The 26,011-nt window shown below is 38.9% G+C and carries 22 protein-coding genes and 1 rRNA gene; 13 read left to right on the top strand and 10 right to left on the bottom strand.

Annotated features, from left to right (window positions below; genetic code table 11):
• Position 1 precedes the first annotated feature (1 nt).
• The 5 genes from J4G36_RS14570 to J4G36_RS14550 all read right to left on the bottom strand — a co-directional run bounded on the left by J4G36_RS14570 (position 2) and on the right by J4G36_RS14550 (position 6,049).
• A complete protein-coding gene (locus J4G36_RS14570; RefSeq protein ID WP_210471129.1) occupies positions 2-1,483 on the bottom strand; it encodes a Na+/H+ antiporter subunit D in 1,482 nt (493 codons plus the stop codon).
• Complete coding sequence (locus tag J4G36_RS14565; protein ID WP_210471128.1) at positions 1,476-1,817, bottom strand: Na(+)/H(+) antiporter subunit C; 342 nt, start codon at positions 1,815-1,817, stop codon at positions 1,476-1,478. Before J4G36_RS14565 ends, J4G36_RS14570 begins: the two co-directional genes overlap by 8 nt.
• A complete protein-coding gene (locus J4G36_RS14560) occupies positions 1,817-2,239 on the bottom strand; it encodes a Na(+)/H(+) antiporter subunit B (protein ID WP_210471127.1) in 423 nt (140 codons plus the stop codon). Before J4G36_RS14560 ends, J4G36_RS14565 begins: the two co-directional genes overlap by 1 nt.
• Complete coding sequence (locus tag J4G36_RS14555) at positions 2,226-4,646, bottom strand: Na+/H+ antiporter subunit A (protein WP_246880641.1); 2,421 nt, start codon at positions 4,644-4,646, stop codon at positions 2,226-2,228. The genes J4G36_RS14560 and J4G36_RS14555 overlap by 14 nt, the downstream gene beginning before the upstream one ends.
• A 179-nt stretch (positions 4,647-4,825) precedes the next feature.
• A complete protein-coding gene (locus J4G36_RS14550; protein ID WP_210471126.1) occupies positions 4,826-6,049 on the bottom strand; it encodes an MFS transporter in 1,224 nt (407 codons plus the stop codon).
• 128 nt (positions 6,050-6,177) lie between these two features.
• Between J4G36_RS14550 and J4G36_RS14545 the strand changes: the two genes are divergently transcribed.
• From J4G36_RS14545 to J4G36_RS14535, 3 genes are read left to right on the top strand one after another with little or no spacing between them, the layout of a single operon-like run.
• Positions 6,178-6,867, top strand: a complete 690-nt coding sequence (locus tag J4G36_RS14545) for a peptidylprolyl isomerase (protein WP_210471125.1) — start codon at positions 6,178-6,180, stop codon at positions 6,865-6,867.
• A gap of 12 nt (positions 6,868-6,879) precedes the next feature.
• A complete protein-coding gene (locus J4G36_RS14540; protein WP_210471124.1) occupies positions 6,880-7,467 on the top strand; it encodes a peptidylprolyl isomerase in 588 nt (195 codons plus the stop codon).
• 41 nt (positions 7,468-7,508) lie between these two features.
• On the top strand, positions 7,509-7,736 hold the full coding sequence (locus tag J4G36_RS14535) for a hypothetical protein (protein WP_210471123.1): 228 nt from the start codon (positions 7,509-7,511) through the stop codon (positions 7,734-7,736).
• Here J4G36_RS14535 and J4G36_RS14530 read toward each other — a convergent pair.
• Positions 7,727-8,923 carry a MalY/PatB family protein gene (locus tag J4G36_RS14530; RefSeq protein WP_210471122.1) on the bottom strand — a complete coding sequence of 399 codons (1,197 nt, stop codon included), beginning with the start codon at positions 8,921-8,923 and terminating at the stop codon, positions 7,727-7,729. The genes J4G36_RS14535 and J4G36_RS14530 overlap by 10 nt on opposite strands.
• 73 nt (positions 8,924-8,996) lie before the next feature.
• On the opposite strand from J4G36_RS14530, the gene J4G36_RS14525 reads away from it, so the two are divergent.
• Positions 8,997-9,257, top strand: a complete 261-nt coding sequence (locus tag J4G36_RS14525; protein WP_210471121.1) for a DUF1871 family protein — start codon at positions 8,997-8,999, stop codon at positions 9,255-9,257.
• Positions 9,258-9,296: 39 nt separating this feature from the next.
• On the opposite strand, the gene J4G36_RS14520 is transcribed toward J4G36_RS14525, so the two are convergent.
• Complete coding sequence (locus tag J4G36_RS14520; RefSeq protein WP_210471120.1) at positions 9,297-10,625, bottom strand: sodium-dependent transporter; 1,329 nt, start codon at positions 10,623-10,625, stop codon at positions 9,297-9,299.
• 299 nt (positions 10,626-10,924) lie between these two features.
• Here J4G36_RS14520 and J4G36_RS14515 point away from each other — a divergent pair, with 299 nt between their 5' ends.
• The 3 genes from J4G36_RS14515 to yugI all read left to right on the top strand — a co-directional run bounded on the left by J4G36_RS14515 (position 10,925) and on the right by yugI (position 16,192).
• Positions 10,925-13,507 carry an RNA polymerase sigma factor gene (locus J4G36_RS14515; RefSeq protein WP_210471119.1) on the top strand — a complete coding sequence of 861 codons (2,583 nt, stop codon included), beginning with the start codon at positions 10,925-10,927 and terminating at the stop codon, positions 13,505-13,507.
• Positions 13,508-13,531: 24 nt separating this feature from the next.
• The gene (locus J4G36_RS14510; RefSeq protein ID WP_210471118.1) at positions 13,532-15,721 is read left to right on the top strand and encodes an RNA polymerase sigma factor; all 2,190 of its coding nucleotides are present in this window, start codon (positions 13,532-13,534) and stop codon (positions 15,719-15,721) included.
• Positions 15,722-15,817: 96 nt separating this feature from the next.
• Complete coding sequence (gene yugI / locus J4G36_RS14505; protein WP_210471117.1) at positions 15,818-16,192, top strand: S1 domain-containing post-transcriptional regulator GSP13; 375 nt, start codon at positions 15,818-15,820, stop codon at positions 16,190-16,192.
• A 24-nt stretch (positions 16,193-16,216) separates the two neighbouring features.
• Here yugI and J4G36_RS14500 read toward each other — a convergent pair whose 3' ends face one another.
• On the bottom strand, positions 16,217-17,524 hold the full coding sequence (locus J4G36_RS14500; protein WP_210471116.1) for an AAA-type ATPase lid domain-containing protein: 1,308 nt from the start codon (positions 17,522-17,524) through the stop codon (positions 16,217-16,219).
• A gap of 153 nt (positions 17,525-17,677) precedes the next feature.
• Here J4G36_RS14500 and pruA point away from each other — a divergent pair, with 153 nt between their 5' ends.
• The 3 genes from pruA to J4G36_RS14485 all read left to right on the top strand — a co-directional run bounded on the left by pruA (position 17,678) and on the right by J4G36_RS14485 (position 21,837).
• Complete coding sequence (gene pruA / locus J4G36_RS14495; protein WP_210471115.1) at positions 17,678-19,222, top strand: L-glutamate gamma-semialdehyde dehydrogenase; 1,545 nt, start codon at positions 17,678-17,680, stop codon at positions 19,220-19,222.
• A gap of 98 nt (positions 19,223-19,320) precedes the next feature.
• A complete protein-coding gene (locus tag J4G36_RS14490; protein WP_210471114.1) occupies positions 19,321-20,511 on the top strand; it encodes an ornithine--oxo-acid transaminase in 1,191 nt (396 codons plus the stop codon).
• A gap of 81 nt (positions 20,512-20,592) precedes the next feature.
• Entirely contained in the window at positions 20,593-21,837 is a 1,245-nt protein-coding gene (locus tag J4G36_RS14485; protein WP_210471113.1) for a Glu/Leu/Phe/Val family dehydrogenase, read from the top strand.
• A gap of 45 nt (positions 21,838-21,882) precedes the next feature.
• Here the strand turns inward: J4G36_RS14485 and J4G36_RS14480 are convergent, their stop codons facing one another.
• Complete coding sequence (locus J4G36_RS14480) at positions 21,883-22,128, bottom strand: DUF378 domain-containing protein (RefSeq protein ID WP_210471112.1); 246 nt, start codon at positions 22,126-22,128, stop codon at positions 21,883-21,885.
• A gap of 114 nt (positions 22,129-22,242) precedes the next feature.
• Between J4G36_RS14480 and J4G36_RS14475 the strand changes: the two genes are divergently transcribed.
• Complete coding sequence (locus tag J4G36_RS14475) at positions 22,243-23,406, top strand: iron-containing alcohol dehydrogenase (RefSeq protein ID WP_210471111.1); 1,164 nt, start codon at positions 22,243-22,245, stop codon at positions 23,404-23,406.
• Positions 23,407-23,485: 79 nt separating this feature from the next.
• Here J4G36_RS14475 and J4G36_RS14470 read toward each other — a convergent pair whose 3' ends face one another.
• The gene (locus tag J4G36_RS14470; protein WP_210471110.1) at positions 23,486-24,487 is read right to left on the bottom strand and encodes a cation diffusion facilitator family transporter; all 1,002 of its coding nucleotides are present in this window, start codon (positions 24,485-24,487) and stop codon (positions 23,486-23,488) included.
• 219 nt (positions 24,488-24,706) lie between these two features.
• Between J4G36_RS14470 and J4G36_RS14465 the strand changes: the two genes are divergently transcribed.
• Together J4G36_RS14465 and J4G36_RS14460 are read left to right on the top strand one after the other, a co-directional pair.
• A complete protein-coding gene (locus J4G36_RS14465; protein WP_210471109.1) occupies positions 24,707-25,609 on the top strand; it encodes a DMT family transporter in 903 nt (300 codons plus the stop codon).
• 314 nt (positions 25,610-25,923) lie between these two features.
• Positions 25,924-26,011, top strand: a 16S ribosomal RNA gene (locus tag J4G36_RS14460); the annotation flags it as partial.

Below are 26,011 nucleotides of genomic sequence, written 5' to 3'. Positions count from 1 at the left end.
TCTACTCCTTTAACACCGCGTCAATATAAATAGACGGGTTTAATAATACATCCGCGGCATCTGTCATATAAGGTACAAGCCACTCTGATCCGATTCCATAGGCAATGGATAAGACGACCAACAGAACCGCAGGAATCATCATTTTTTGATAAGAATCACTTTTTGCTACAGGTAATTCTACAGGCTTGCCCCAAAATGCGTAGATGAATATACGCATGACAGATAATAATACAATTAAACTAGAAGCAAGAATAATAATACTTCCCCAAACGTTTCCAGATTCAAATGCGCCTTTAACAATAAGAAGCTTTGCCACAAACCCACTTAACGGGGGAATCCCCGCAAGTCCCAATGCAGCGATTAAGTACATCCAGCCTAATGAGGGATAGGTTTTCATTAATCCGCCCATTTTCCGTAAACTCGATGTTCCGGTAATCGTAATGATGATACCGATTAGAAGAAACAAAGCCCCTTTAATAAGCATGTCATGTATTAAATAAAACATAGCGCCTTCCATACCAGCTTTATTCATTTGCGCGACACCGAACAAAATGACGCCAACAGTAATGATAATGTTGTAAATCATAATTTGTTTCAAGTCAAAATAAGCCAAAGCGCCAATGCATCCTGCAACGATTGTAATGAGCGATAATACTAAAAGTAACTCATGTGTAGTCGCCAAATCGTGGATGAAGAACAAGGTATATGTACGCGTAATTGCATAAATGCCGACTTTTGTCAGTAATGTTCCGAAAAGCGCCAACACGGGCATCGGCGGTGCCGCATAGGAACCAGGTAACCAAAAGTACAGTGGAAACAAAGCCCCTTTAATTCCGAAAACAAGTAGAAATAATACAGCGATTACGGTGACAATACCAGGTTGTCCAATTTCCGTGATTTTCACTGCAATATCCGCCATATTTACAGTACCGACCACCGAGTATAATAGTGCGATAGCGACAACGAATAATGCAGACGAAATAACGTTGACGAGTACATATTTTATGGATTCACGAAGTTGCTTTTTTTCGCCGCCAAGTACAATTAGCACATAAGAGGCTATTAGTAATACTTCAAAGAAGACGAACATATTGAAAATATCACCTGTCGTAAAAGCACCATTAACACCAGTTAACATAAAAAGAATTGATGGATAATAATAGAACTTTTCTCGTTCCGTATCAATCGCCGAAAAACTGTAAATAACGACGAAAAACGTAATTAGAATTGAAGTTGTGACAAGTAATATAGAAATCATATCCGAAACCATTGTAATACCGAATGGTGCTGGCCAACTACCTAGTGTTAATGCCTGCACACCGTCAGACTTTACTTTTGACAGCAACATAAGTGCGGATATGAAACTTAATGCTAAACCAATTACGGTGACAATCCTTTGCATTCGGACATTCTCTCTAAAAAAGAGCAGAACAATCGCGAAGAAAAACGGCAAAATGATTGGAAATACTAAAAGATTAATCATGTTCGTCATTTCCCTTCATAAGATTCATGTTGTCGGTTTTATGTTCTTCATATGTCCGATAAAATAGTACGAGCATAAACGCCGTGACACCGAAGCTAATCACAATCGCGGTCAAAATTAGCGCTTGCGGTAGTGGGTCAACTAAATCGGTTACGCCATCAACCAAAACAGGAGGAGCTGAACCACCTAAACCACCCATTGTTAAGATTAATAAATGAGCACCATGACTTAGAAGACCAGTTCCGAGGATTATTCGCAATAAGCTTCTTGATAAAATTAAGTAAACGGCCGCCATAAATAAGATGCCGATTACAATCGACATTACAAATTCCATTACGAATCTCCTCCAATCGCTTGAATCATCGTAATCGTAGATCCGACTACCACCAAGTAAACACCAGCGTCAAAAATCATAGCTGTGTGTAGTGAAGAAACCCCGAAAAGCGGTAAATTAAAATCATCAAATGCATGTGTGAAGAACGGGACATCAAACAAGATTGAACCAGCCGCTGTGCCCAGCGCTAAAAGCAAACCAATCGCTACAACAATCATGAAATTAAACGGCAGTGATTCTTGTACGGTTTTTAGATCGAAAGCCAGCAATAATAGAACGATTGCTGCCGTTGTAAGAAGCCCTCCAACGAAGCCGCCTCCTGGAGCAAAATGTCCAGCAAAGAAAATATGAACCGAAAAAAGAAATATGATAAAGAACACAACCTTCGTTGCGGTCTGCAAGATAACATCATTTGCTTTCATCAGAATTCTCCTTTCTCGACAATCTTAAACGAATCATGCTATAAACACCGATACCTGCAATTGCTAATACGCCAATTTCAAACAATGTATCAAATCCACGATAATCCACAAGGATGACGTTCACGATATTTCCACCGGCCGCCTCTGTAAACACCGTATCTTTATAATACTGAGAGATAGACTCTGGAATCAGCTTTTGTGAATGTGCAGATAACGCGACTAATGTAATCATAATTCCAACAGCCGCCGCAATAATAAAGTTACCTAGACGAAACTTCCTGGTTTCACCATGTCTTTTTACCTCAGGTAAATGATGAAATGCCAACAAGAACAATGCGACCGAAACTGTTTCAATGACAAGTTGCGTCAACGCAAGATCGGGTGCTTTAAAGATGACAAAAAACAAAGCGACGGAATAACCAACAGCACCTAGCGCAATAATTGCCCCTAGTCGTGTCTTAGCGAATAAAACCATGCAAACTGCAAGAATTAGTATGATTGCAGTCATCACACCATACGCATTTATCTTTGCGAAACTATCCATATCGACAACAAATGCGTCTTGTATAAATAAGGTTGCGGTTGTGATTAAAACAATAAACGAAAACATATAAATCAAATACGTACGTATTAACCCCGTCATATAAAAGCGTGATAATCGATTCATACCCACTTCTCCGAAGGTCAGTAAGGAGTCGTATAACGCATTTAATGAAAAATATTGTGGTTGTATATCGTATAATTTTTGCCATCTGGCCATTGTTAAGAACAGAAGTAATCCAATTCCAATGACACCCAACGTCATAAGAAGTTCAGTTGCTAATGGGCCGTGCCAAGCCTTGATATGAACGCCGACTTCATCGGGATGAGTAAACAAATCCGATTGCGTGGCAACAACAGCAGGGCTAACGAATGCCTTTCCAATTAGGTTTGGGATGAAGAAAATAACGACTACAACAGTTGCAAGAAGGATTGGGGAAATGAGCATTCCCAATGACGCCTCTTTCGGTTGAATCGGTAAAAGTTCAGTTTTCTTCTTGCCAGTAAACGTTTTGAAAACGAAATAGAAACTATAGACAAACGTAAAGACGCTTGCAACCCATGCAAGTATCGGGAAAACCATACCCCATGTGGCAAAGTTGAACAATTCAAATTTAGGTAATGCAATCATCGAAGTGAAGAATAGTTCCTTACTTAGAAAACCGCCAAACGGTGGTAGACCAGCCATCGACATAGATCCGATAAAGGCCACTGTGAAACTGATTGGCATAATACTCATTAAACCGCCAAGTTTTCTTATATCTCGTGTACCTGTTTGGTGATCGACGATTCCTGCTACCATGAAAAGACTACCTTTAAACATCGCATGATTAAGCAAATGGAAAATCGCAGCAAAGGCAGCAAACTTGAATAATGCGGCATTCTCACCTTCAACATGATAAGAAACTGCGCTTGCGCCGAGTAGTGACATGATTAAGCCAAGTTGGCTGACTGTCGAGAAAGCAAGAATTGCCTTTAAATCCGTCTGTTTTACAGCAAAAAACGATCCCCAGAAAAGGGTGAGCAGACCAATTCCAGTAACGAGCCATATCCAAACCTCAGATGCAGCAAAAACCGGAGTAAACCGAGCAACGAGATAAAGACCAGCTTTAACCATGGTTGCAGAGTGAAGGTATGCACTCACTGGCGTAGGAGCTTCCATCGCGTCAGGCAACCAAATGTAAAACGGAAATTGAGCTGATTTTGTAAAAGCTCCAAGCAATACTAAAACGAGTGCAAGTATGAAATACTCATGTTCGAATATTGCTGCCGAATTGGTAATCATTTCTCGAATTGAGTAAGTGTCTCCCATAATCGAGAGAAGAACAAATCCACCAAGCATCATGAGTCCACCAAAAATCGTTATTAGCATCGATTTCAATGCACCAAACCGTGAACGATCTCTCGTATACCAATATCCAATTAGTAAAAATGAAGAAATCGAGGTCAATTCCCAAAATAAATAAAGCGTTATGACATGATCAGACTGCACAATTCCTAGCATTGCAGTCATAAACATTAGTAAATACACATAAAAGTTATTCAACTTCTCTCGATTTTTATCAAGATAAAAGATCGAATAAAGCACGACAAGAGCCCCAATACCCGTTATCAGAAGGGAGAACAGAAGACTGAGCCCATCAATATAGGAGACAAATGAAATGTCGAGCGAAGGAATCCATGGTATTTCAGAAATGGCGACATTGCCATTCATAGTCATTTTTAGAAAGCTTAAGTAGTAAATGAACAAAACGACCGGGACAAGCAGAACGAACCATCCTGTATGTATAGATTTCAGCTTTTTAAAAAGGATCGGAACGAAAACAGCAGCCAGCAACGGCAGAAATATTAATAATACGAATTCCAATGAAATCCTCCTCCAAAATGAATAAAACGTAATTCAAAACATCGTTAAAAGTATAACGTAATTTATCTTGATTTGCATGGGTGACTCGCAAGATTCCTATAAGCGGACAACTGTCTTCTTATATGTATGGACGCGAAAGAATTTTTCGTTTTACTGTAAAATTTGTGAGATAGCACGATTCAACCGTTATTTTTAGCGGCGAGAGTAGCTTCAAAATCCTGCCCGGGTTTTCGTTTAGCCAGATAAAGGAATGTAAATGCCACAAGAAATAGTGAAGAGGTAACAATAAATACCGAAGAGATGCCGATAAACCCACTCACAATACCACCAAACATCGGACCGATAATATTACCAAGGAATCTAAAACTCGTATTGTATCCCATCATTTCTCCTTGGATATTGACAGGCGCATCCCTTCTGATAAGCGCAGTAGTGATAGGGATCATTCCGCCGACGGCAATTCCGAATAACAAACGACAAATAATGAGCTGCCATAATTCTGTTACAAATGCCTGGGGGATGACAAATATAAAAGATAGAAGTAAAAGGACCGACAAGACTTTCTCATAGCCAATATCATCGCCAAGGCGACCCCAAAATCTGGCGAACAATAAATTACCAAGTCCTGCCGCGCTAAATGTAACACCAGCAAGAAAAGCTACATCTTTTGCATTCGTTAATTCAGCAACATAAAGAGAGAGAAGAGGTTGGATACTGAAGTTCGCGATTTGAATAATCGTCGTAACCAACATGATTGTTAGCATCAACCGATGGCGGAAAATGCCGCCTACAATTGCTTTTCGCGTATAGCTAATTGCACGTTTACTTTTCACGCGAATTTGTTCTTTTATCCCAAATAGGACGATAATTGTCGCAGTTGTAATTGATATCGCTGTAATGATAAATGTATATTGAAAACCAAAAGCATCCGCTAGTAGACCACCAAACATGGGGCCAAAGAGCATCCCCGAAACACTTCCCATTTGCAATGTACCTAGCATTTTACCAGCTTCATTCCTAGCTGTTTGGGATGAAATAAACGCCAAAGAGGTAGGGATAAAACCGGTTACAATTCCCATCACAAGCCTTAAAATAAAAAAGGTTTCAACGGTCTGCACGAAACTCATTAAGAAAATCGATGTAGCAAGTCCAAGCCCATTAATAATTAATATAGGTTTAAAGCCGTGCTTATCTGCTATCCTTCCCCAAACTGGCGACATAATAAAGGCAGTAATAAATGTTGCACCGAAAATAAGACCGGACCATTTTTGAACATAAGCAGCAGAATGATCGCCAAACGTGTCGATATATAAGGAAAGGAATGGCATTATCATCGTCGTTGTTCCAGCAACGAGAAAATTGCAGACCCACATAATGATGAAGTTTCTTTTTAGTACATCCATGTCCATAAACCTTCTTTCATTAATCGTGCTTATTTTCAAGTATAAAACACTTCGAAACCCGAAGAAAGCATTTGCTTTATAATCGAAATTTGAAAGTGAATATGGTAGAGTAAACATGGTGATTGCTAATGAGAAAATATTCCTTACTTCTACTAACAGTCTTGTTACTTCTCGTCCTATCCGCTTGCGGTACAGGAACTGATAAGGAACAAACAAAAGAAGTGGATGGCTATCCGCAACTATCAACAGAAGTAGCGGATAATGAAGAAGTTGTTGCGATAAACACAACCCTTGGCCAGATTAAGATCAAACTCTTTCCAGACATTGCACCAAAAACGGTTGAAAACTTCTTGACACATGCAAAGGAAGGCTATTATGATGGTGTAATATTTCACCGCGTAATGGACGAATTCATGATTCAAGGCGGTGATCCGACCGGAACAGGTGCGGGCGGGGAAAGTATTTACGGAGATTCATTTGAAGATGAGTTTTCAGATTCAGTTTTTCATTTCCGCGGAGCGCTTTCAATGGCAAACGCTGGAAAGAATACAAATGGGAGCCAGTTTTTCATTGTACAGAAAACTGATGTAGACGAAGCTGCGCTTGAACAGGAAAAAGACTTGGTTTATTCTGATGAAATTCGCGAAGCCTATGAAAGTATGGGCGGCACACCGCATCTCGATCATTCCCACACTGTATTTGGTCAAGTGATTGAAGGAATGGACACAGTTGATAAAATTGCAAAAGCAGAAGCAAATGACACACGACCGATTGAAGATATTATTATTGAATCAATCGAAATTCTTACGGAAAAATAGGAGGCAATAACAATGTATCCACAATTAACAAACGAAGTTGCGGCAAACGAGGCACTTGTTGTAATGAACACGACACTCGGCTCAATCAAAATTAAATTATTTCCAGAAATTGCGCCAAAAACAGTTGAAAACTTTTTAACGCATGCTGAAAACGGCTATTATAACGGTATTATATTTCACCGTGTCATTGAAGATTTCATGATTCAAGGCGGCGATCCAACAGGCACAGGCATGGGTGGAGAAAGCATTTGGGGCGATACATTTGAAGATGAATTTTCGATGAAATTATTCAACCTTAAAGGTGCGCTTTCAATGGCAAATGCAGGACCAGGTACAAACGGAAGTCAATTTTTCATCGTACACGCATCAGACGTACCAAGCTCTGCTGACCAAATGAAAAAAGGCGGATGGCCGGATGCAATCGCAGACGCTTATGAAGAACTAGGCGGAACGCCACATCTTGACCAAAAACATACCGTCTTTGGACAAGTAATTGAAGGTATGGATGTTGTAGATACAATTGCAAAAGTAAAAAAAGGCCGACAAGATAAGCCGGTTGAAGATGTTTCAATTGAATCAATCGAAATCCTACAAAAGTAATCCAGTCATGTGAAATAAATTAAGTAAGGAAGTGTACGTAAATGAACGCTCTATTAATGCCGTTCCTTTACTTTCCACAAGATAAAGCAGAATATATACCTGCTGCAATTTCATTTATATTTTTCATGATTCTTTTAGTCCTTACCTTCAATTGGATTCGTCGAAATTCCAAGAAACAAGAAGAAGAGACAAAAGAACTTGAAGAAAGAATCCTGCGTGAACGCCGCGCAGAAAACGAAGCAAAAAAAAATGAGAACCTTCAAAATTGAAGGTTCTCATTTTTATATGATAATGCAGTAATGATTCGTTGGACGCCATTTTGAACAGTAGAAAAAGGACATGCAACGTTCATGCGCAGAAAACCAATGCCAGATTCACCGTATTTCGAACCTGGTTCCAGGGCAATCCTTCCTATAGTTAAAAGTTTGTCCATCATCTCTTTTTCAGAAAGTCCTGTACCGCGGTAGTCAATCCACAATAAATATGTCCCGTGAGGTTTGTTTATTTTTATACCTGGCAGCGCTTCTTCTAATTCCGTAATCACATAGTCCATATTCGCGGAAATTATCTCAAGAAGCTCAGAAAGCCATGGCCCGCCCTGCATATAAGCAGATTTCACGGCAGCCGCGGCAAAAGGACTAAGAGACATCTGGCCGTGCGCTAATGCATTTTGTTCAAGTTTTGAACGAACCGCTTGATCAGTTGCAATCATTATCGCGGCTTGAACGCCTGCCAGGTTAAATGTCTTCGTTGGCGCGACGCATGTGATAATTCTATGGGCTTCCTCACCGGCAATTGAAGCCAATGCAATATGTCGGTGTTCAGGGAATACAAGATCTGCATGAATTTCATCGGATAAAATAAAAACATCGTATTTTGCACAAAGTTCAATAATTTTTAGAAGGTCGTCTTCTGTCCAAACAATCCCTCCAGGATTATGTGGATTACAAAGGATAAACAATTTCACATTTTGTTGAAGCGCTTTTTCAAATTCGACAAAGTCAATTGAATAATTTCGATCCTTTTCAATCATGACACACTCAACGATGGTGCGCTCCATAAGTTTCGGAACTTGAAAAAACGGTGGATAGACGGGCGGAGTAATTAGTATGCCATCTCCATCTACGGTAAACGTTTCAATAACCGTAGCAATCGCAGGTACAACGCCATGATGAAATAGCATCCATTCATTCTCTGTTTTCCAAGAATGCCGTTCTTCAAGCCATGATCGAATCGCATCTTTACATTCATCGCATATGTATGAATAGCCAAAAACCCCATGATCGAGTACTTCTTGCATCGCATCGATAACAACTTGTGGCGCTGCAAAATCCATATCAGCAATCCACATTGGCAATATATCGGATGCATTTTCGATGCCATAAACTTCTTCTAATCGATCCCATTTAATGGACCGCGTTTCACGTCGATTAATGAATTTCTCGAAAATACCCATAAAACTCCCCCTTTTCTTTTTCCATTCCTATGCTATCATATAATTATCCAAATAAAAATAAGGTGAATCAATAATGGAAACTTTCGAAATGAATAAAAAAGCAATCCACCTACTCGAACAATGGGACCCATTCGACGAAGGTGAAAAAGCATATGAACTCGAAATCGTTGATGTTGTAGCTGAACTGCATCGACTTGATCATCCAGCGGATCTCGCAAAAAAAATTCGCGAGATTTACGAACACTCTTATGAAATGTGGATTCCAATCGAAAAATGTGTTCAAATATCTTATAAGCTGTTAGCGATAAAATACGAAGCAAAATGTATTGTGTGAAAAAAACAACCTATGGATTTCAAATCCATAGGTTGTTTTTTAAAATGTTATATCAATAATCCAAGCGACGAAAATAATGGCGATTGCCAGAGGGGCGGCAAATCGAACAAGAAACTTCCATAGGGCATGTATCGCCGGATGCGTATTTAATTCGTCAATCGTTTGCTTTTTCGTTAATACAAATCCTGCGAATATTGAAATGAATAGTGCGCCGATCGGCATTCCGATTCGGCTTGTTAACAGATCCGCGAAGTCGAAAATCGTTCCGCCGAAGACATTTATACCAGACAATACCCCAAAAGACAGAGCACTTGGAATCCCAATGATGAAAATAAGTAAGCCATATACCCAAGCGGCTCGTTTTCTGCGTTCAGTACGCTCACGTATACCTGTAGATACGACAATTTCCAACATAGAGATTGAAGATGTTAATGTTGCAAAAAGCATCAAGATGAAGAAAATAATCATAAATAGATTCCCAAACGGAATCTGTTCAAAAATTGCCGGCAAAACAACAAAGATTAAACCAGGGCCTTCGGCGGGAGATTGTCCAAGTGCAAACACCGCAGGGAAAATAACAAGGCCAGCTAAAATTGAAATAATGATATTCAATAAAGATACATTCACCGCGGATTGCCCAAGACGTTCCTCCTTCGGTAAATAAGAAGCATATGTCAACATTCCAGTTACACCTACACTAAGGGAGAAAAACGCTTGACCAAGTGCAAGTAAAAATGTTTCACCCGTTAGTAAAGACCAATCTGGTACAAATAAGAAACGTACACCTTCCATCGCACCTTCAAGTGTCAATGAGCGGATGGCTAGGATGATGAAAAATATGAACAATAAAGGCATCATCCATCGACTTGCTCGTTCAATCCCAGCTTTAATCCCGCCTTGCACAATCCAAATAGTTAACAGCATAAACACTGCTTGTGAAAGCAGTATTTCAATCGGGTTAGCCGTAATTGAATCGAACATCAATCCATAATCTAATCCATTCAGTTTAAAGATAAGTGCTCGTGTTAAATAAGATAAAATCCAACCGCCGACAACACTATAAAAAGATAATACAATAAATCCAAAAGCAAATCCTAGCCAACCAATGAGATTCCACTTACTGCCAGGTGCCAACCGTTTAAACGCAGTTACCGCATCTGCTTGTCCCATTCGTCCAATGACGAACTCCGCAAGTAGAATAGGAAGACCAATTGCAATCGTACTAATTATGAAGAGCAGAACAAAAACGCTGCCGCCATTTGTTCCTGCCATATAAGGAAACTTCCATATCGCACCAAGTCCAATTGCACTACCCGCTGCGGCAAGGATAAAACCGATTTTCGATGTCCACTGTTCACGTGGCGCCATAATTCATCACTCTTTCTATTTACAAACATTTTTTCATTGTACATGAATACATAAGGAATTACATCAGAAGTGAAAAAAATCCTACGAAAGTGACGTAACACATATAGAAAGGAAAGAACACGGTTCCAAAATCAGTGAGAAATTACAGAATAGTTTTGCCTGAGGTGACATGAACCATACAATAAAACGTGACAATGAATGATTAAATAGATTGCAAGCGGCAAAATTTAACTGAATAATTCGTACCTTCTGGTATAATAAGATTCACGAACATTTGTCGGGGAAGGGGATGGCGACTCGTGCAAGAAAATGAACGAGTAGAAAATGCAAAAAACGGGGACGTTGCTCATTTGCTGGAATGGCTTAACATGCAGAGTGGCAAGATGGTTCGTTTCGCATTTCAATATGGCCTTTCTATAGCAGAGGCGAATGAGGTGACGTTAGATACATATATCGCTATTCGTGATGATTTAAGTCTTCTTGATGAAACAAATCCATTATTACTCACCCTTTATAAAATTTTGTTAAAGAAACTTGCACAATATGATTCGATGCATTCCATTCCTGAAAATGCACTTCCTTTTAAAGAAGACACCCTTCTTCATATGAAAATTGTAGAACTTAATGAGCAATATCGCGTCCCATTTATCTTGTCTTTTGATCATGATCTTAATCATGAACAAATATCATTTATTACTGGAGAGTCCACGATAGATGTTGCGTCAGCCATTAATACTTCAAGTGAATTGCTCGGTGAAAAAAGAAAAAGTTTTGAACTCTTAAAAAAATCCTATCATCGCATACCCATAACATTTAAAGTTGACCAAGCATTCGGCTCTATAGACCAGCAACCTGTCATCAAATCAAACAAGAAGTCAGTATTCTGGCCAATTCTAGGTGTATTGGCTTTGGGTTTGTTACTTATATCGGTGCCATTGTCTTTACCGAACAAGAAAGACAAGTCGACTGCCAATGCTACTGAGATGGAATCTTTCATAGTATTGGAAGAAAAATATAAAACTGAACGTGCTAAACGGAAAGAAAAACTCAAACTCGAAGATTCAAGATTTGACCAGTTGAATTTCATTAGACAAGCAGATAATCAAATGAAGACTATTAAAGATTCATTGAATCGTGGAGAAATCCCTGAAAATATAGACCAGCAAATCGCGAACATCATTGAGGACATAAAATTACCATCCGAAATGATAGCTGATATTCAACAAGAGCCGCTTCACGAAAGCGAAAGCGCGAGTATTGATCATGTTATGAGCTACCGTGAAAAAATTGAAAATCTAATCACGATGTACAATGCCATTTTGTGGGACAATCGCGAAACAATTGAAGGATTTGAAGGGGGCGCACAAAAAGCATCCTTATTAATGCTTTCAAGAGATAAGTTTCCGAGAGAACTCCAAGATGCGATAGACACAATGCGAAGCCAATCCATTCAATTGTGCGCGAAAAATAAAACTTTCGAAATTAATGCTTGTTATTATAAATCATCAAATCATGATTTATTGGGCTATAGCTATCATGAAAATGCACGCACATACTTCGGAATAATGACATATGACTATTATCTCAATCACGCCAATATGGTCTATAGTCCAGATTGGATTTCTCGAGAATTAACTGCAATGCAACCAGCCGTTATACAAATTAATGAGGCTGAAAGTTATTACAAGGACTTGGAAAGCTATTTCGTTTCGTTTTTTTACGAAATGATGAAAGGGAATGACCTGATTGATGAGATGAAAGTTCAAGGAATTGTCCCAATTCATTTTCAACATGCATGGGGAAACTTTTATTATCCAGAAGAAGCGTTGCCAATTAGTTACCTTGTAGAACCAATTGTTAAGGAAATGGAAGCGTCTGATTGGAAGGCGTCGGAAAGTTGGGATCGATTCACTCGTGATTCTATCCTCGACGCTCTTAAACTTGCACAAGAAGGTAAACTAGAGGAAATCATGTTCGGTAAAAAGCCTACACTTGTTAATGAAAAAATCGAACTGCCAAACAAGCTGTTTACAACGAAAATAGTAGCGTTGTATGAAAAGTTCCAAGAAAACTACGACAGAACCCTATTTAAAGGGCTATCGCCTATTTATGTGGTCGGTGTTTACGACTATGCAAATGAAATGGATGACCCAGTGACAATGTTGAATTTATTCAACTTTAATAATCGAGATTTACATGAAAACGAAGAAGTTGCAGAGGAATGGCGGGCGACCTTTGTAGAAGATTGGGAAAAAGGGTTTTCGATATTTGAAGAAGCGACCTCCATCGAATTTTCCACTGAAAACATAGAGCGATATGGAAGAAATTATTACGCTTATATCAAAATCGGGAAAAGTGAAACGGAAGATCAATATATTCCGATTTCGATAGATAAAAACGGAGAAACTTTTCTGCAAGAGATCGTTCATAACCCGCTACCATCAAGAGTGGTTATGCCAGAAATAGACGTTGCTTCCATAGAAAAAGAATTGATCTCCTATAGGTACGATTATATCGCCGAATCGAAGTCATTCGATGAAATGAATTATATGACGCCAATTGACATCATCGCGACTTATTTTTATGCTGCGCAGAGAGGGGACGTTGAAACACAATACGCTTTCTACTATCAAGGTGATGGAACGGAAGTAATTGAAAAAGATCAGTACATTAAAAAGCCTAGCAGAAATATTCCAACAAATATGGAAAACCTGTACAAAAAGATTTCTTTTAAAGGACTAGAACAAGATCAGAATGGAAACTGGCCAGGCATTGCAACGCTAACGGTCAACCAAGAAACGAACCCGAGTAAAGAATCTATAGTAGAAATAAACATGATGTGGACAAAAAACGGTTGGCGTATCGTGTATCCTTTACAATAATGGGATTCACTGATGAGTAGGGGGATGATGATCATAACGAATGTCGAGCTATACAATCAGCTAAAGACGGGAGACCGCGAAGCTTTTATAAAATGGATGGGAAGTCACGCAAAAGAAATCGAACAACTCGCCCTTCAATACGGTTGTAATTCGCTTCAAGTACAGCAGGTAACTGAAGCAACGTTCAAGAAATTATATAATCAGCTAACAGAAATTGTGGACGAGAATCAGCTTCGTTTAGTCCAGTATAAGATTGGTTTATCATTATTGGGGGATATGGATCTGCCGCTTGAAAAGGAAACGTTTCTGCCATTTGAGGAAGACCAACAACTTCATGAAAAAATAATCAATCTCGACTATGAAAATAAAGTCACCTTATTACTTTCCTATTTTCATGGAATGACAGAAAAAGAAATTGCATTTCTTACAGGGATTCCAGAAAATCAAGTCGTGAATTTAATTGCCGCATCACGTCAAAGACTCAATAGAAATGACCAGCAAATCGAGAAACAATTAAAGTTTCTAGAAAAATCATATGATCGACTTCGTTTTTCATTCACATATGAAAACCTATTCAAGGTGCAGCAAGTCGAAAGCGATCCACTCGTAAAGCAAAAATCGTCAAAAAAAGTACTTCTTTATTGGGTAGCAGGGATTGTCACATTATTAGCCCTCATCACGGTTTCGGTAGTGACAGGTGAGGAATATCAAAGGTCCTCAACTGAAAAGTATATCGCGCGTATAAAAACAGACTTTGAAAAAGAAGTACAAAATAAGTTCGATGAATTGGGTATTCCTGAAACAATTGAAAGTAACGACTATGATTTTACAAGCGGATTAGCCGATGCCCCGCGCAGGGATTTTGATTCAATGATTAGGCGTTACGAAAGATTACTCGAAAAAAATGAACCAATCGATAAGGGGAAAATCAAGGAAGAATATCAGGAACTACTAGAACAAATACAATTGCCGTCTGAAATGGCCACGCGAGTAATTAAAAAACCTTTGACAAATGATAAAAAGCAAAGTGAAGAATTCATTCATTCATATTTGGAAAAACTCTCCTATATTCAAGAGTCCTTTTATACAATTTACTACAACCATCACGAAATCTTCGAAGATGCGATGGTCGATGACAGTATTGATATTGATAAGTTTATGGAAAAGAAAGATTCGTACCCTGAAGACTTTCAAAAAGTTCTAACAGGACTAGAGAAACAAAACTTTTATCCAGCATCGATACCAATGTATGCGCCATTATTCCCGAAATATCAGACCAATGAATTGAGTAAGAAAATTAGAAGTTCGCTTCACGAAGACGTAAGTGGCTATATGACAATGCTTGAAAACGAGCATTTGTTCAACGTAGAAAGCCTAGATATTCCATTGGACCAATCACTAGACTATTTAATCGATATGGAAAACACACTACTCGCTTCTGAACAATTTACTACACATTATGAAATGTTATCACATTCATATACAACATTATTTAATGCATTAGTTATCGACGACAATAAGAAATACGGGGTTTTTTATGAACATAGCGAAACAAATGCAATATTTGATGAACATGGCGCAGTAAAAGAAGAATATCGTGCCGTTTGGGAAAAGATTGCAAATATCGGCGGGGATTCACCAGCCGCTTTTATCATGAAGAAAATCATTAGTGAGATGAAAGAGAGCGATTGGAAGAAATCGAAAAGTTATCAGAGATTAAATCAACAACATATTTATGATGCATTAAGCTCCGCACAGAATAATAACTTGAAATTATTTACAATCGAAGAATACATGGGATACGGGACAATTACAACTGATATTCAAGATTCCAAGTATCAATTAGAAGTCAAAGAGTTATATGAAAAGTTCTCTCACGATCATAATCTAATGACTTTAGAAAACGCGAACCCGCTAATGATTATAGGCGTTTACGATTATGCAAATGAACAAGAGGATCCTGAGACGATGTGGCAGCTATTCAATCATGAATATGTCCCAATTTCGCTCGAAGCCTATATGGATGACTGGACGAAAAAAGACTCTATATTAGAACAAGTAGAGTATTTATCTGTGGAAATGGGAGGAGAGGCTAGCATTAACGGTGCACCGCTTGTCCCTGTGGGTTATGAAAAAGATGGCACGATTAACTACTTTGCAAAAATGATTTTAGATATCGAAAAAAATATCTGGACAATTTACGAGATTCAATAAGTGAATAACTATGCTTTTTTGCCCGCTATATGCATTCGTGATATAATTTAGATGGCCCTATGGCAGATACGTATAAAAAATTGGGAGCTGTTTCAAATGGCGAGAAAGTATGAAGCGGGAGAAAAGCTCACAGGAATAGTAACGGGCATTCAACCCTATGGCGCGTTCGTCTCACTCGATGAAAACACGCAAGGACTCGTCCATATTTCCGAAATCACATATGGTTTTGTGAAAGATGTAAACGAGTTCTTATCTATCGGAGAAGAAGTCGAAGTGAAAGTTCTGGAAGTCAACGAAGAAGCTGAAAAAATTAGTTTATCGATTCGTGCACTCCAGGAAAAACCAGAAACCGACCACCGAAACGAACGTCTGCGTGAATCTTTGCAAGAACGGATTAAAGAGCAAGACGCTGAAGGATTTAATTCCTTAAAAGAAAAGCTTCAAGATTGGATCGAACAATCAGGTCAATAAGTAAATGAGAGGAGGCGATGATGCCTACCTCTCATTTTTTATTTTCCGCAAACGATATTGTAAACTTTGGCGGCTCATGCCTAAAGCATTCGCCGTTTTTGTAACGTTATCATCATGGAGTTTCATCGCTTTATGAATATAGTACTCTTCAGCAGCATGCAAATATTCATCAAGCGGCAGTAGCTCTTTGTTTCGGTGGACAATAAAATCTTCGACGGACTGAGCATCTCTGTCACCAGTTTTTACCCTGAAATGAAGCGGCAACATATTGTAAGTAATCACGGTTTCTGTCGATGAAAGGGAAGTCACTTCGTCTAACAGAATTTCAAGTTCACGAATATTACCTGGCCAATCATATTGTTTAAATAGCTTCTCAACATCAGGAGTAACTCCTTGAATCGCACTATTATAACGCTCACTTCTGCGCGCTAAATATGTTGAAATGAACGGCATGATATCTTCGGGTCTTTTCCGAAGTGGCGGAATCCGAATCGCAAATGAAGAAAAGAAATAATACAACTCTTTCAATAAGCTTCCAGCGGCGATTAATTCAACAGGATCATCCCCAATACTCGCGATGAATTGTCGATTTCCGCTATCCGACTTCGACAGCAAAGCCAATAACTTTTTTTGTAAAGGAATGGATAAGAGTTCGATTCGCTCGCAAAACAACGTATAGGAAGCAGACTCATTCAAGTCCTCAAGTAATCGATCGATTAGAAACGGATCCGAACTTTGGCAATGTAGCGTATAAAAGTATTGAAGAGATGGTGACAATGCATTGTGGATACTTTCTGCGATTAATTCTTTTCCAGTCCCGGTTTCACCGATTAATAGAACCGATAATTTGGCCTTTGCCGCTTTCTTAGCTGTTGAAATCACAGTTTTCATTGGTGACGAATATGCCACAATCTCATTGAAAGTTATGGGTTTATTGGATTTCGAATCTGGTTGATGCAGAATTTTTTCTAATGCAGTTATATCACGTGAAAGTTCAATTGCTCCTATTAAGTTCCTGTCCCTAAAGACCGGATAGGTATCATTGATAGTCGTAATTTCAATCCCATTTCTATTCCAATAAGTTTGTTTTACATTCAATAATTCTTTTTTACTTTGTAAAACTTTAAGCAAAGTACTTTCTTCCTGATCAAAATTAAACAACTCTAAAATAGAGCGATCTTGGACATCTTCAAGCGCAAGTCCTTCTATATGCTTCATTTTATTATTGTAAATAATTGTATGGCCATGATTATCTATTGCGTGGATACCAAGCGCTGCATGTTCAATTGCAAATGCATAAAAAGGGGCAAGCGCATCTATCTCTTTTCGCATAAAACTCCTCCTATCGACTAATAAATAAGAAAATGTATAAATAAAAGTAATAATACTTGAAATAAGCAAGAATCTTTTGCATTATTATATATGTAAGCTATTACAAAGCGCAAATATTTTTTGCACCTTACATTATTAAAGGAGGAAATTATTTTGATTCCATACAAACATGAACCTTTCACAGACTTTACAAATGAAGAAAATAAAAACACATATCTTAGTGCATTAAAACAAGTAGAAGGGTATCTCGGTGAAGACTACCCATTAATTATCGGTGGAGAACGTATCACGACTGATGAAAAACTAGTATCTACTAACCCGTCGAACAAAGAAGAAGTTATCGGCCGCGTATCTAAAGCAAGTCAAGAGCTTGCTGAAAAAGCGATGCAAGTAGCAGACGAAACATTTAATACATGGAGAAAAGTTAAACCGGAATTTAGAGCGGATGTTTTATTCAAAGCAGCTGCAATCGTACGTCGTCGTAAAGCGGAATTTTCAGCGCTTTTGACAAAAGAAGCGGGCAAACCTTGGAACGAAGCAGATGCAGATGTAGCCGAAGGAATCGATTTCTTAGAGTATTATGGTCGTCAAATGCTGGACTTGAAAAAAGGCATGCATGTTGAAAGTCGTCCAGGCGAATATAATCAGTTCCACTACATTCCACTAGGAGTTGGCGTGGTAATTTCTCCATGGAACTTTGCATTTGCAATTATGGCTGGAACAACGGCAGCTGCTCTCGTAACTGGAAATACAGTACTGCTAAAACCGGCTTCAACAACGCCAGTGGTTGCATATAAATTTATTGAAGTACTTGAAGAAGCTGGTATGCCAGCGGGAGTTGTTAACTTCATCCCTGGTTCAGGCGCAGAAGTCGGCGATTACCTAGTAGATCATGCCAGAACACGTTTTGTATCATTTACAGGTTCCCGTGAAATCGGAACTAGAATTTATGAACGTGCTGCAGTCGTGAATGAAGGACAAATTTGGTTGAAGCGCGTTATCGCGGAAATGGGAGGTAAAGATACAATCGTTGTTGACAATCAAGCTGATTTGGAATTAGCAGCACAATCCATTGTAAAATCAGCATTCGGATTTAGTGGGCAGAAATGTTCAGCATGTTCTCGTGCAATCATTCATGAAGAAGTCTACGATCAAGTGGTAGAACGCGTTGAAGAACTTACAAATGAATTGACTTATGGAGATTCCTCGGATAACTCGAACTTCACTGGACCAGTTATTGATCAGGCATCCTATGATAAAATCATGAGCTATATTGAAATTGGTAAAGAAGAAGGTCGTCTAATTGCTGGCGGTACTGGTGACGATTCAAAAGGATACTTCGTCGCTCCGACTGTATTTGCAGACCTAGATCCAAAAGCTAGAATCATGCAAGAAGAGATTTTCGGACCTGTTGTTGGTCTATCGAAAGCGAAAAGCTTCGATGAAGCAATTGAATTTGCTAACAACACAGATTACGGCCTTACAGGTGCTGTAATCACGAATAACCGTGAGCATATTGAACAAGCACGCGAAGACTTCCATGTTGGAAACCTATACTTCAACCGTGGCTGCACAGGCGCAATTGTTGGTTACCAACCATTTGGTGGCTTTAACATGTCAGGTACTGACTCAAAAGCGGGCGGACCGGATTACTTGCAACTTCATATGCAAGGAAAAACAACTTCAGAAACACTATAATACAAAGAAGAAATACGATAATATAAAGATGAACGAGTTAAAAGGATTGTCTCTTCATATTCGAAGAGACAATCTGCTATTAAAAAGGAGGGAATTATGTGTCAGTATCGAAAAATGTAATTGAACAAACAGAAAAGTTTGGTGCGAATAACTACCATCCACTACCAATTGTGATTTCAGAAGCAGAAGGTGTTTGGGTGAAAGATCCAGAGGGTAATAAGTATATGGACATGCTTGCGGCTTATTCTGCCGTAAACCAAGGACATCGTCATCCCAAAATTATTAATGCACTAAAAGAACAAGCAGATCGCGTCACACTAACATCACGCGCATTTCATAATGATCAACTTGGTCCATGGTATGAAAAAATTTGTAAGATGGCAGGCAAAGAAATGGCTCTACCTATGAACACAGGCGCTGAAGCTGTTGAAACAGCAGTTAAAACGGCACGTCGTTGGGCTTACGATGTAAAAGGTGTTGCTGAAGGGCAAGCAGAAATTATCGGTTGCAATGGTAACTTCCATGGTCGTACAATGACGGCAGTTTCATTATCATCAGAACCGGAATATCAACGCGGATTTGGTCCGATGCTACCTGGTATTAAGCTAGTTTCATATGGTGATATTGATGAACTCGAAGCGGCGATTACACCAAACACAGCAGCGTTTCTGATTGAACCAATTCAAGGCGAAGCAGGCATCATTATTCCTCCAGCAGGTTACATTAAAGCGGCACGCGACCTTTGCACAAAGCATAATGTGTTGTTTATCGCAGACGAGATACAAGCTGGTCTTGGACGTACAGGTAAAATGTTCGCTTGTGAATGGGAAGGCATCGAGCCAGATATATACGTACTAGGCAAAGCATTGGGCGGCGGAGTATTCCCGATTTCATGCGTTGTCGCAAACGAAGACATCCTCGGCGTATTCAATCCTGGTTCACACGGTTCGACGTTTGGCGGAAATCCAATGGCATGTGCAGTCTCGATTGCTTCATTAGAAGTTCTTGAAGATGAAAATCTTGCAGAAAACGCATTGGCGCTCGGCAACTATTTCATGGATGAATTAAAGAAAATAAACCATCCTGATATTAAAGAAGTAAGAGGGCGTGGATTATTTATTGGCGTAGAATTATCTGTAGACGCTCGTCCATATTGCGAAGAACTAAAAGAACTGGGCTTACTATGTAAAGAAACACATGATACGGTAATCCGTTTTGCACCGCCACTCGTTATCAATAAAGAAGAAATTGATTGGGCATTAGAAAAAATAAAGCAGGTATTTGCTTAAAAAGATTAGTTTCAAGACGTCTAGCAATATGTTATAATATTTGCGAAGTAAAAATTTTAATCAAAGAGGCGAAAAAAACAATTGACTGAAAATATGAAGCTGTTAACGTCCACGCAAGATGTCATTAAAGAAGCTCTGGATAAACTTGGTTACGATGAAGGAATGTACGATCTTCTTAAGGATCCGATTCGTATGGTTGAAGTACGGATACCTATCCGTATGGACGATGGTAAAGTTAAAGTGTTTACAGGTTTCCGTGGCCAGCATAATGATGCGGTTGGTCCGACAAAAGGCGGCGTGCGTTTCCACCCTGATGTAGATTACATTGAAGTGAAAGCACTTGCAATGTGGATGACATTAAAATGCGGAATCGTTAATCTTCCGTATGGTGGAGGTAAAGGTGCAGTTATCTGTGATCCACGTGAAATGTCCATGGGCGAACTTGAGCGTTTAAGCCGCGGTTATGTCCGTGCGTTGAGTCAAGTTATGGGACCAGCAAAAGATATCCCAGCTCCAGATGTTTTTACAAATGCTCAAATTATGGCATGGATGATGGATGAGTATAGTCGAATTGATGAATTTAACTCACCAGGATTTATTACGGGTAAACCAATTGTTCTTGGAGGTTCTCAAGGACGAGACCGCGCGACAGCGGAAGGCGTTACAATCGTAATTGAAGAAGCCGCAAAAAAACGCGGAATCGACATGAAAGGTGCTCGTATCGTTATCCAAGGTTTCGGGAACGCTGGTAGTTTCTTATCTAAATTCCTTCATGATGCAGGTGCTAAAGTAATCGGAATTTCAGATGCTTATGGTGCTCTACATGATCCAAATGGTTTGGATATCGATTATCTACTAGATCGTCGCGACAGCTTCGGTACGGTAACAACACTTTTCGAAGACACAATCACTAACAAAGAACTCTTTGAACTGGACTGCGATATAATTGTACCAGCTGCAATTGCAAATCAAATTACAGAAGAAAATGCACATAATATAAAAGCAAGTATTGTTGTTGAAGCGGCAAATGGTCCGACAACAGCAGAAGCAACACAAATACTTACAGAACGCGGAATATTACTCGTACCGGACGTATTGGCAAGTGCCGGCGGTGTAACTGTTTCATACTTTGAATGGGTACAGAACAATATGGGTTACTATTGGTCTGAAGAAGAAGTTCGTGAAAAGTTAACAAAGAAAATGGTAGAAGCATTTGAAAATGTATATACTACAGCTACAACACGTAATATAGATATGCGCTTAGCGGCTTATATGGTTGGTGTTCGCGCGACTGCGGAAGCATCACGTTTCCGTGGATGGGCGTAAAAATTAAAAAAGACATTTCCCGATATAAAACGGGAGATGTCTTTTTCATATTTCTTCCGGACTTGCGGCATGCACTTTGACAACGTCTCTGTCTCCTCGCCACTCTTCAAAAAGCAATCCAAGATTGAGAAGTCCTGCTACACCAATAATAATATAAATGAGTCGAGCAATCGGTTCAGCGGAACCACCAGCTAATTCTCCAACCACATCAAAACGAAACAACCCAGCAAGGCCCCAGTTTAACGCGCCAATTATGACTAAAGCGAGGGCGATTCTTTGAATAGTTCCCATCTAAAACACCTCCATAATAAGTATGTCCATTTGTTAATAATAAATACCAGGTCTATTAATTTTGCAATCGTTAATCTTGTTCCGGATAATAGAGAAAAATAGGAGGTATTACAAATGAATGATTTTACATTTTATAACCCAGTCAAATTAATTTTCGGCAAAGGACAATTAGAAAAACTTACTGAAGAATTACCGATTTACGGAAAAAAGGTTTTAGTCGTTTATGGCGGCGGCAGTATAAAAAAGAATGGACTTTATGATGAGGTCATGTCAGTACTCGACAAATTAGGCATGGAAGTTCATGAGTTAGCGGGTGTTGAACCAAATCCGCGTATTTCAACAGCCCGTAAAGGGGCAGAAATTTGTAAGGAACAAGGAATCGATGTTTTACTAGCAGTTGGGGGTGGCTCGGTAATTGACTGTACGAAACTTATTGCCTGTGCAGCGAAATACGATGGAGACGCCTGGGATTTTGTAAGTAAGAAAGCATCCCCTAAAGAAGGACTTCCATTCGGCACAGTCCTAACATTAGCAGCAACAGGATCAGAAATGAATGCCGGATCGGTCATTACGAATGAAGAAACAGAAGAGAAATACGGTTGGGGAAGTCCATTTACATTTCCGAAATTCTCGATATTGGACCCTACTTATACAATGTCGGTCCCAAAAGATCAAACGGTATACGGTATCGTTGACATGATGTCCCATATCTTCGAACAGTACTTTAATGAAGCAACTAACACGCCAGTACAAGAAGAAATGTGTGAAGGTGTGTTGCGTGCAATTATTGAGAATGGTCCCAAACTCGTTGATGACCTAGAAAACTATGACTTACGCGAAACAATTTTGATAGCAGGGACTCTAGGATTAAATAACTTCCTACGCTTAGGTTACCAAGGAGACTGGGCATCACATGAAATTGAACATGCAATTTCAGCGGTATACGATATACCGCATGCGGGGGGTCTGGCAATTATATTCCCGCATTGGATGAGACAAAACCTGGATAAAGATCCCGAACGATTCGCAAGATTGGCGGAGAAAGTATTCCAAGTGAATCCGGACGGTAAAACAACTAAAGAAGTTGCTTTAGAAGGCATTGATCGTCTAAGATCGTTCTGGTCCTCGATTGGAGCCCCTGAAACACTTGCAGATTATGGTATAGATAATTCCAAAGTAGGCATTATGGCAGAAAAAGCAACTATCAATGGTAACATCGGTAGGTTTTCAAATATGAATAGAGAAGATGTCGAAAAAGTCCTCGTAGCATCTTTATAATTATTAAAAAACCGTTACGCTTTTAATAATGCGTAACGGTTTCTTCTTATAATAGATGTTAGTCATACTTAATTAAAAATTACTCTGGAAACTTTGTACTGTAATCCTCTATTTTATTATTTTGATTAGAACCCTTCCACTGACGCACTCCGTCATCTTCGTCAAATGAAATCAAAACATCTTGAACCCCTTTTTGATTTAATATAATTTTCATTAGTCGATCACGTATGTCATCGATGTATGCAAGGGTATGGGAAGGATTGACTTCAGCGGTAACTTGCACGTGGAGAAATTCCCCTTCTTTTACTACCTCGATGTGTTGAATATCCTTCACATCAGAATCCATAGCAACGATATGTGCGATATGATTGAGCATTTCTTCGTCAGTTTCTCCGATAGCTCCTCGCGCATTTTCCAGAAATACTTTCCCGACTACGTAAAACATCATTAATCCAATGATAATGGAAGCGAGCCCTTCCGCTACGAGCAATCCAAAGAAATGTGCGAGTAAAACTGCGACAAACGCTAAAATTCCACCGGCAGTCGCAACACAGTCTTCCATAAAGACTAGTTTTGTTGCTGGTTTTGCTTTCTTTAGATTAGTAAAACCCAGTGTTATTGGCGCGAGTCCACCTTTTTCAATACCCGCTTCATGTAAAATTTCCTTTCCGGCCTTATAAAGCACACCAAACTCAAGCATAATCGCAATACCAAGAACAGAGAGATTGATGATGAATCCACCTGATTCAGTTGGATTCATCACGTGATGCCAGCCTTCTTTTACGGCTTCGTATGACATGATTGCAACAATAATAACAGCGCCAAGACAAACTAAATTGACCACTCGACCGAATCCATTGGGGAATCGTGGAGTGGGGGCTTTTCTTGATAAAGCGGAACCAATAAATACAAAGAACTGATTTGCGGCATCGCCTAGTGAATGAAGCGTTTCGGCAAACATGGCGACGTTACCGGTTAGGGAAAATGCGATACCTTTTAATATTGCAATAATCGTATTTACAATTCCGGCCAGCAAGGAAGGTTTGTTTCCTTCTTTTAATAGTTTAAATATATCATTCATCTAGAAATCCTCCTTTAATGATAAAACAACATAATTTAATCTAGGTATTAAAATTGTTCTTATTATGTACCTTCCTATAGACATAGTTAAACTTTGTTATTATTGTAGTAAGACTGTTTCATTTCTTAAGGTATTATACTTCCTTAAGTATGTTCATTGTAAACAGAGGTGATATACTATTAATTTATAATCTCGATTATTTGAAAGTGATGTGTTTTTATGGATAAACCAGGTATCAACCCGTACATTCCAATAATGATTGGTGTTATTTCCGTTGCCTTATCAGCTGTTTTCGTCAAACTAGCGACTGCAGATGCCGGGGTTATCGCATTTTACCGAATGTTTTTTTCCGTTTTATTACTATTACCCGTTTTTCTATATAAGTATAGATGGGAAGTTAAGTTATTAAGTAAGAGAGATTGGATCAATACTACATTCGCCGGAGTTTTCTTAGCGTTTCATTTTATTTTTTGGTTTGAATCGCTCAATTATACTTCCGTGGCAAGTTCAACCGTATTGGTTACGTTGCAACCAATATTTGCATTTGCAGGCACTTACTTTTTCTTTAAGGAGAAGTTAAGCGTTAAAACAATCTTATCGGCGTTAATCGCTATCGCTGGCAGCTTTATCATAAGTTGGGGCGATTTCAAAGTTAGTGGAACAGCATTGTTTGGTGATATGTTGGCCTTGATTGGTTGTGCGTTAATAACGGCCTATTTATTATTTGGCCAAGTAGTTCGTCGACATCTCTCTTTAATTACTTATACATTTATTGTTTACTCTATAAGTACTTTGACGCTATTCTTCTATGTTATTATAAGAGGAGAATCATTTGGTCCGCATCCTAGCATGGATTGGTTTTGGTTTATCTTGCTGGCGCTTATCCCAAATTTACTTGGACATTCATTATTTAACTGGGCGCTTAAGTGGGTTAGTACTAATGTTATTTCCATTGCAATCCTATTTGAACCTGTAGGTGCGTCAATCTTAGCCTATTATATCTTTCATGAAACACTATCAACCGCTCAAATAACCGGCGGGCTTATTGTTATAATGGGTATATTATTGTTTGTTATAGATGGAAAAACAGTAAGAAGAATTTTCTTTTTGAAAAAGGCTTGATTATTTCTGCTTCTTGGGTTATATTATTACTTGTCCTTAAGAAGCAGCACGTAATCAACAAAACATCAAAAAAAGAATTTGAAATAATTGTTGACAAGCATTCTCGTTTTTGTTATATTAGAGAAGTCGCTGTTACAGAAGAGAAATAAGTCGAACTAGATTCTATATTCCTTCTATATTATTAAGGCGATAACAATGAACCTTGAAAACTGAACAGCAAAACGTCAAGATATAACGTTTCGTTAAATCGAAACAAAAACGAATCTTCGGATTCGAAGTCAGCAAAATGAAACTCGAGCTATTCAAGTTTCTCTATTATGGAGAGTTTGATCCTGGCTCAGGACGAACGCTGGCGGCATGCCTAATACATGCAAGTCGAGCGAATGTTTTAAGAAGCTTGCT

The sequence above is a fragment of the Sporosarcina sp. 6E9 genome (assembly GCF_017921835.1).
GTDB lineage: Bacteria > Bacillota > Bacilli > Bacillales_A > Planococcaceae > Sporosarcina.
The sequence above is the reverse complement of the archived record's forward strand: the minus strand, read 5'-3'. Positions and strand labels throughout refer to the sequence as shown.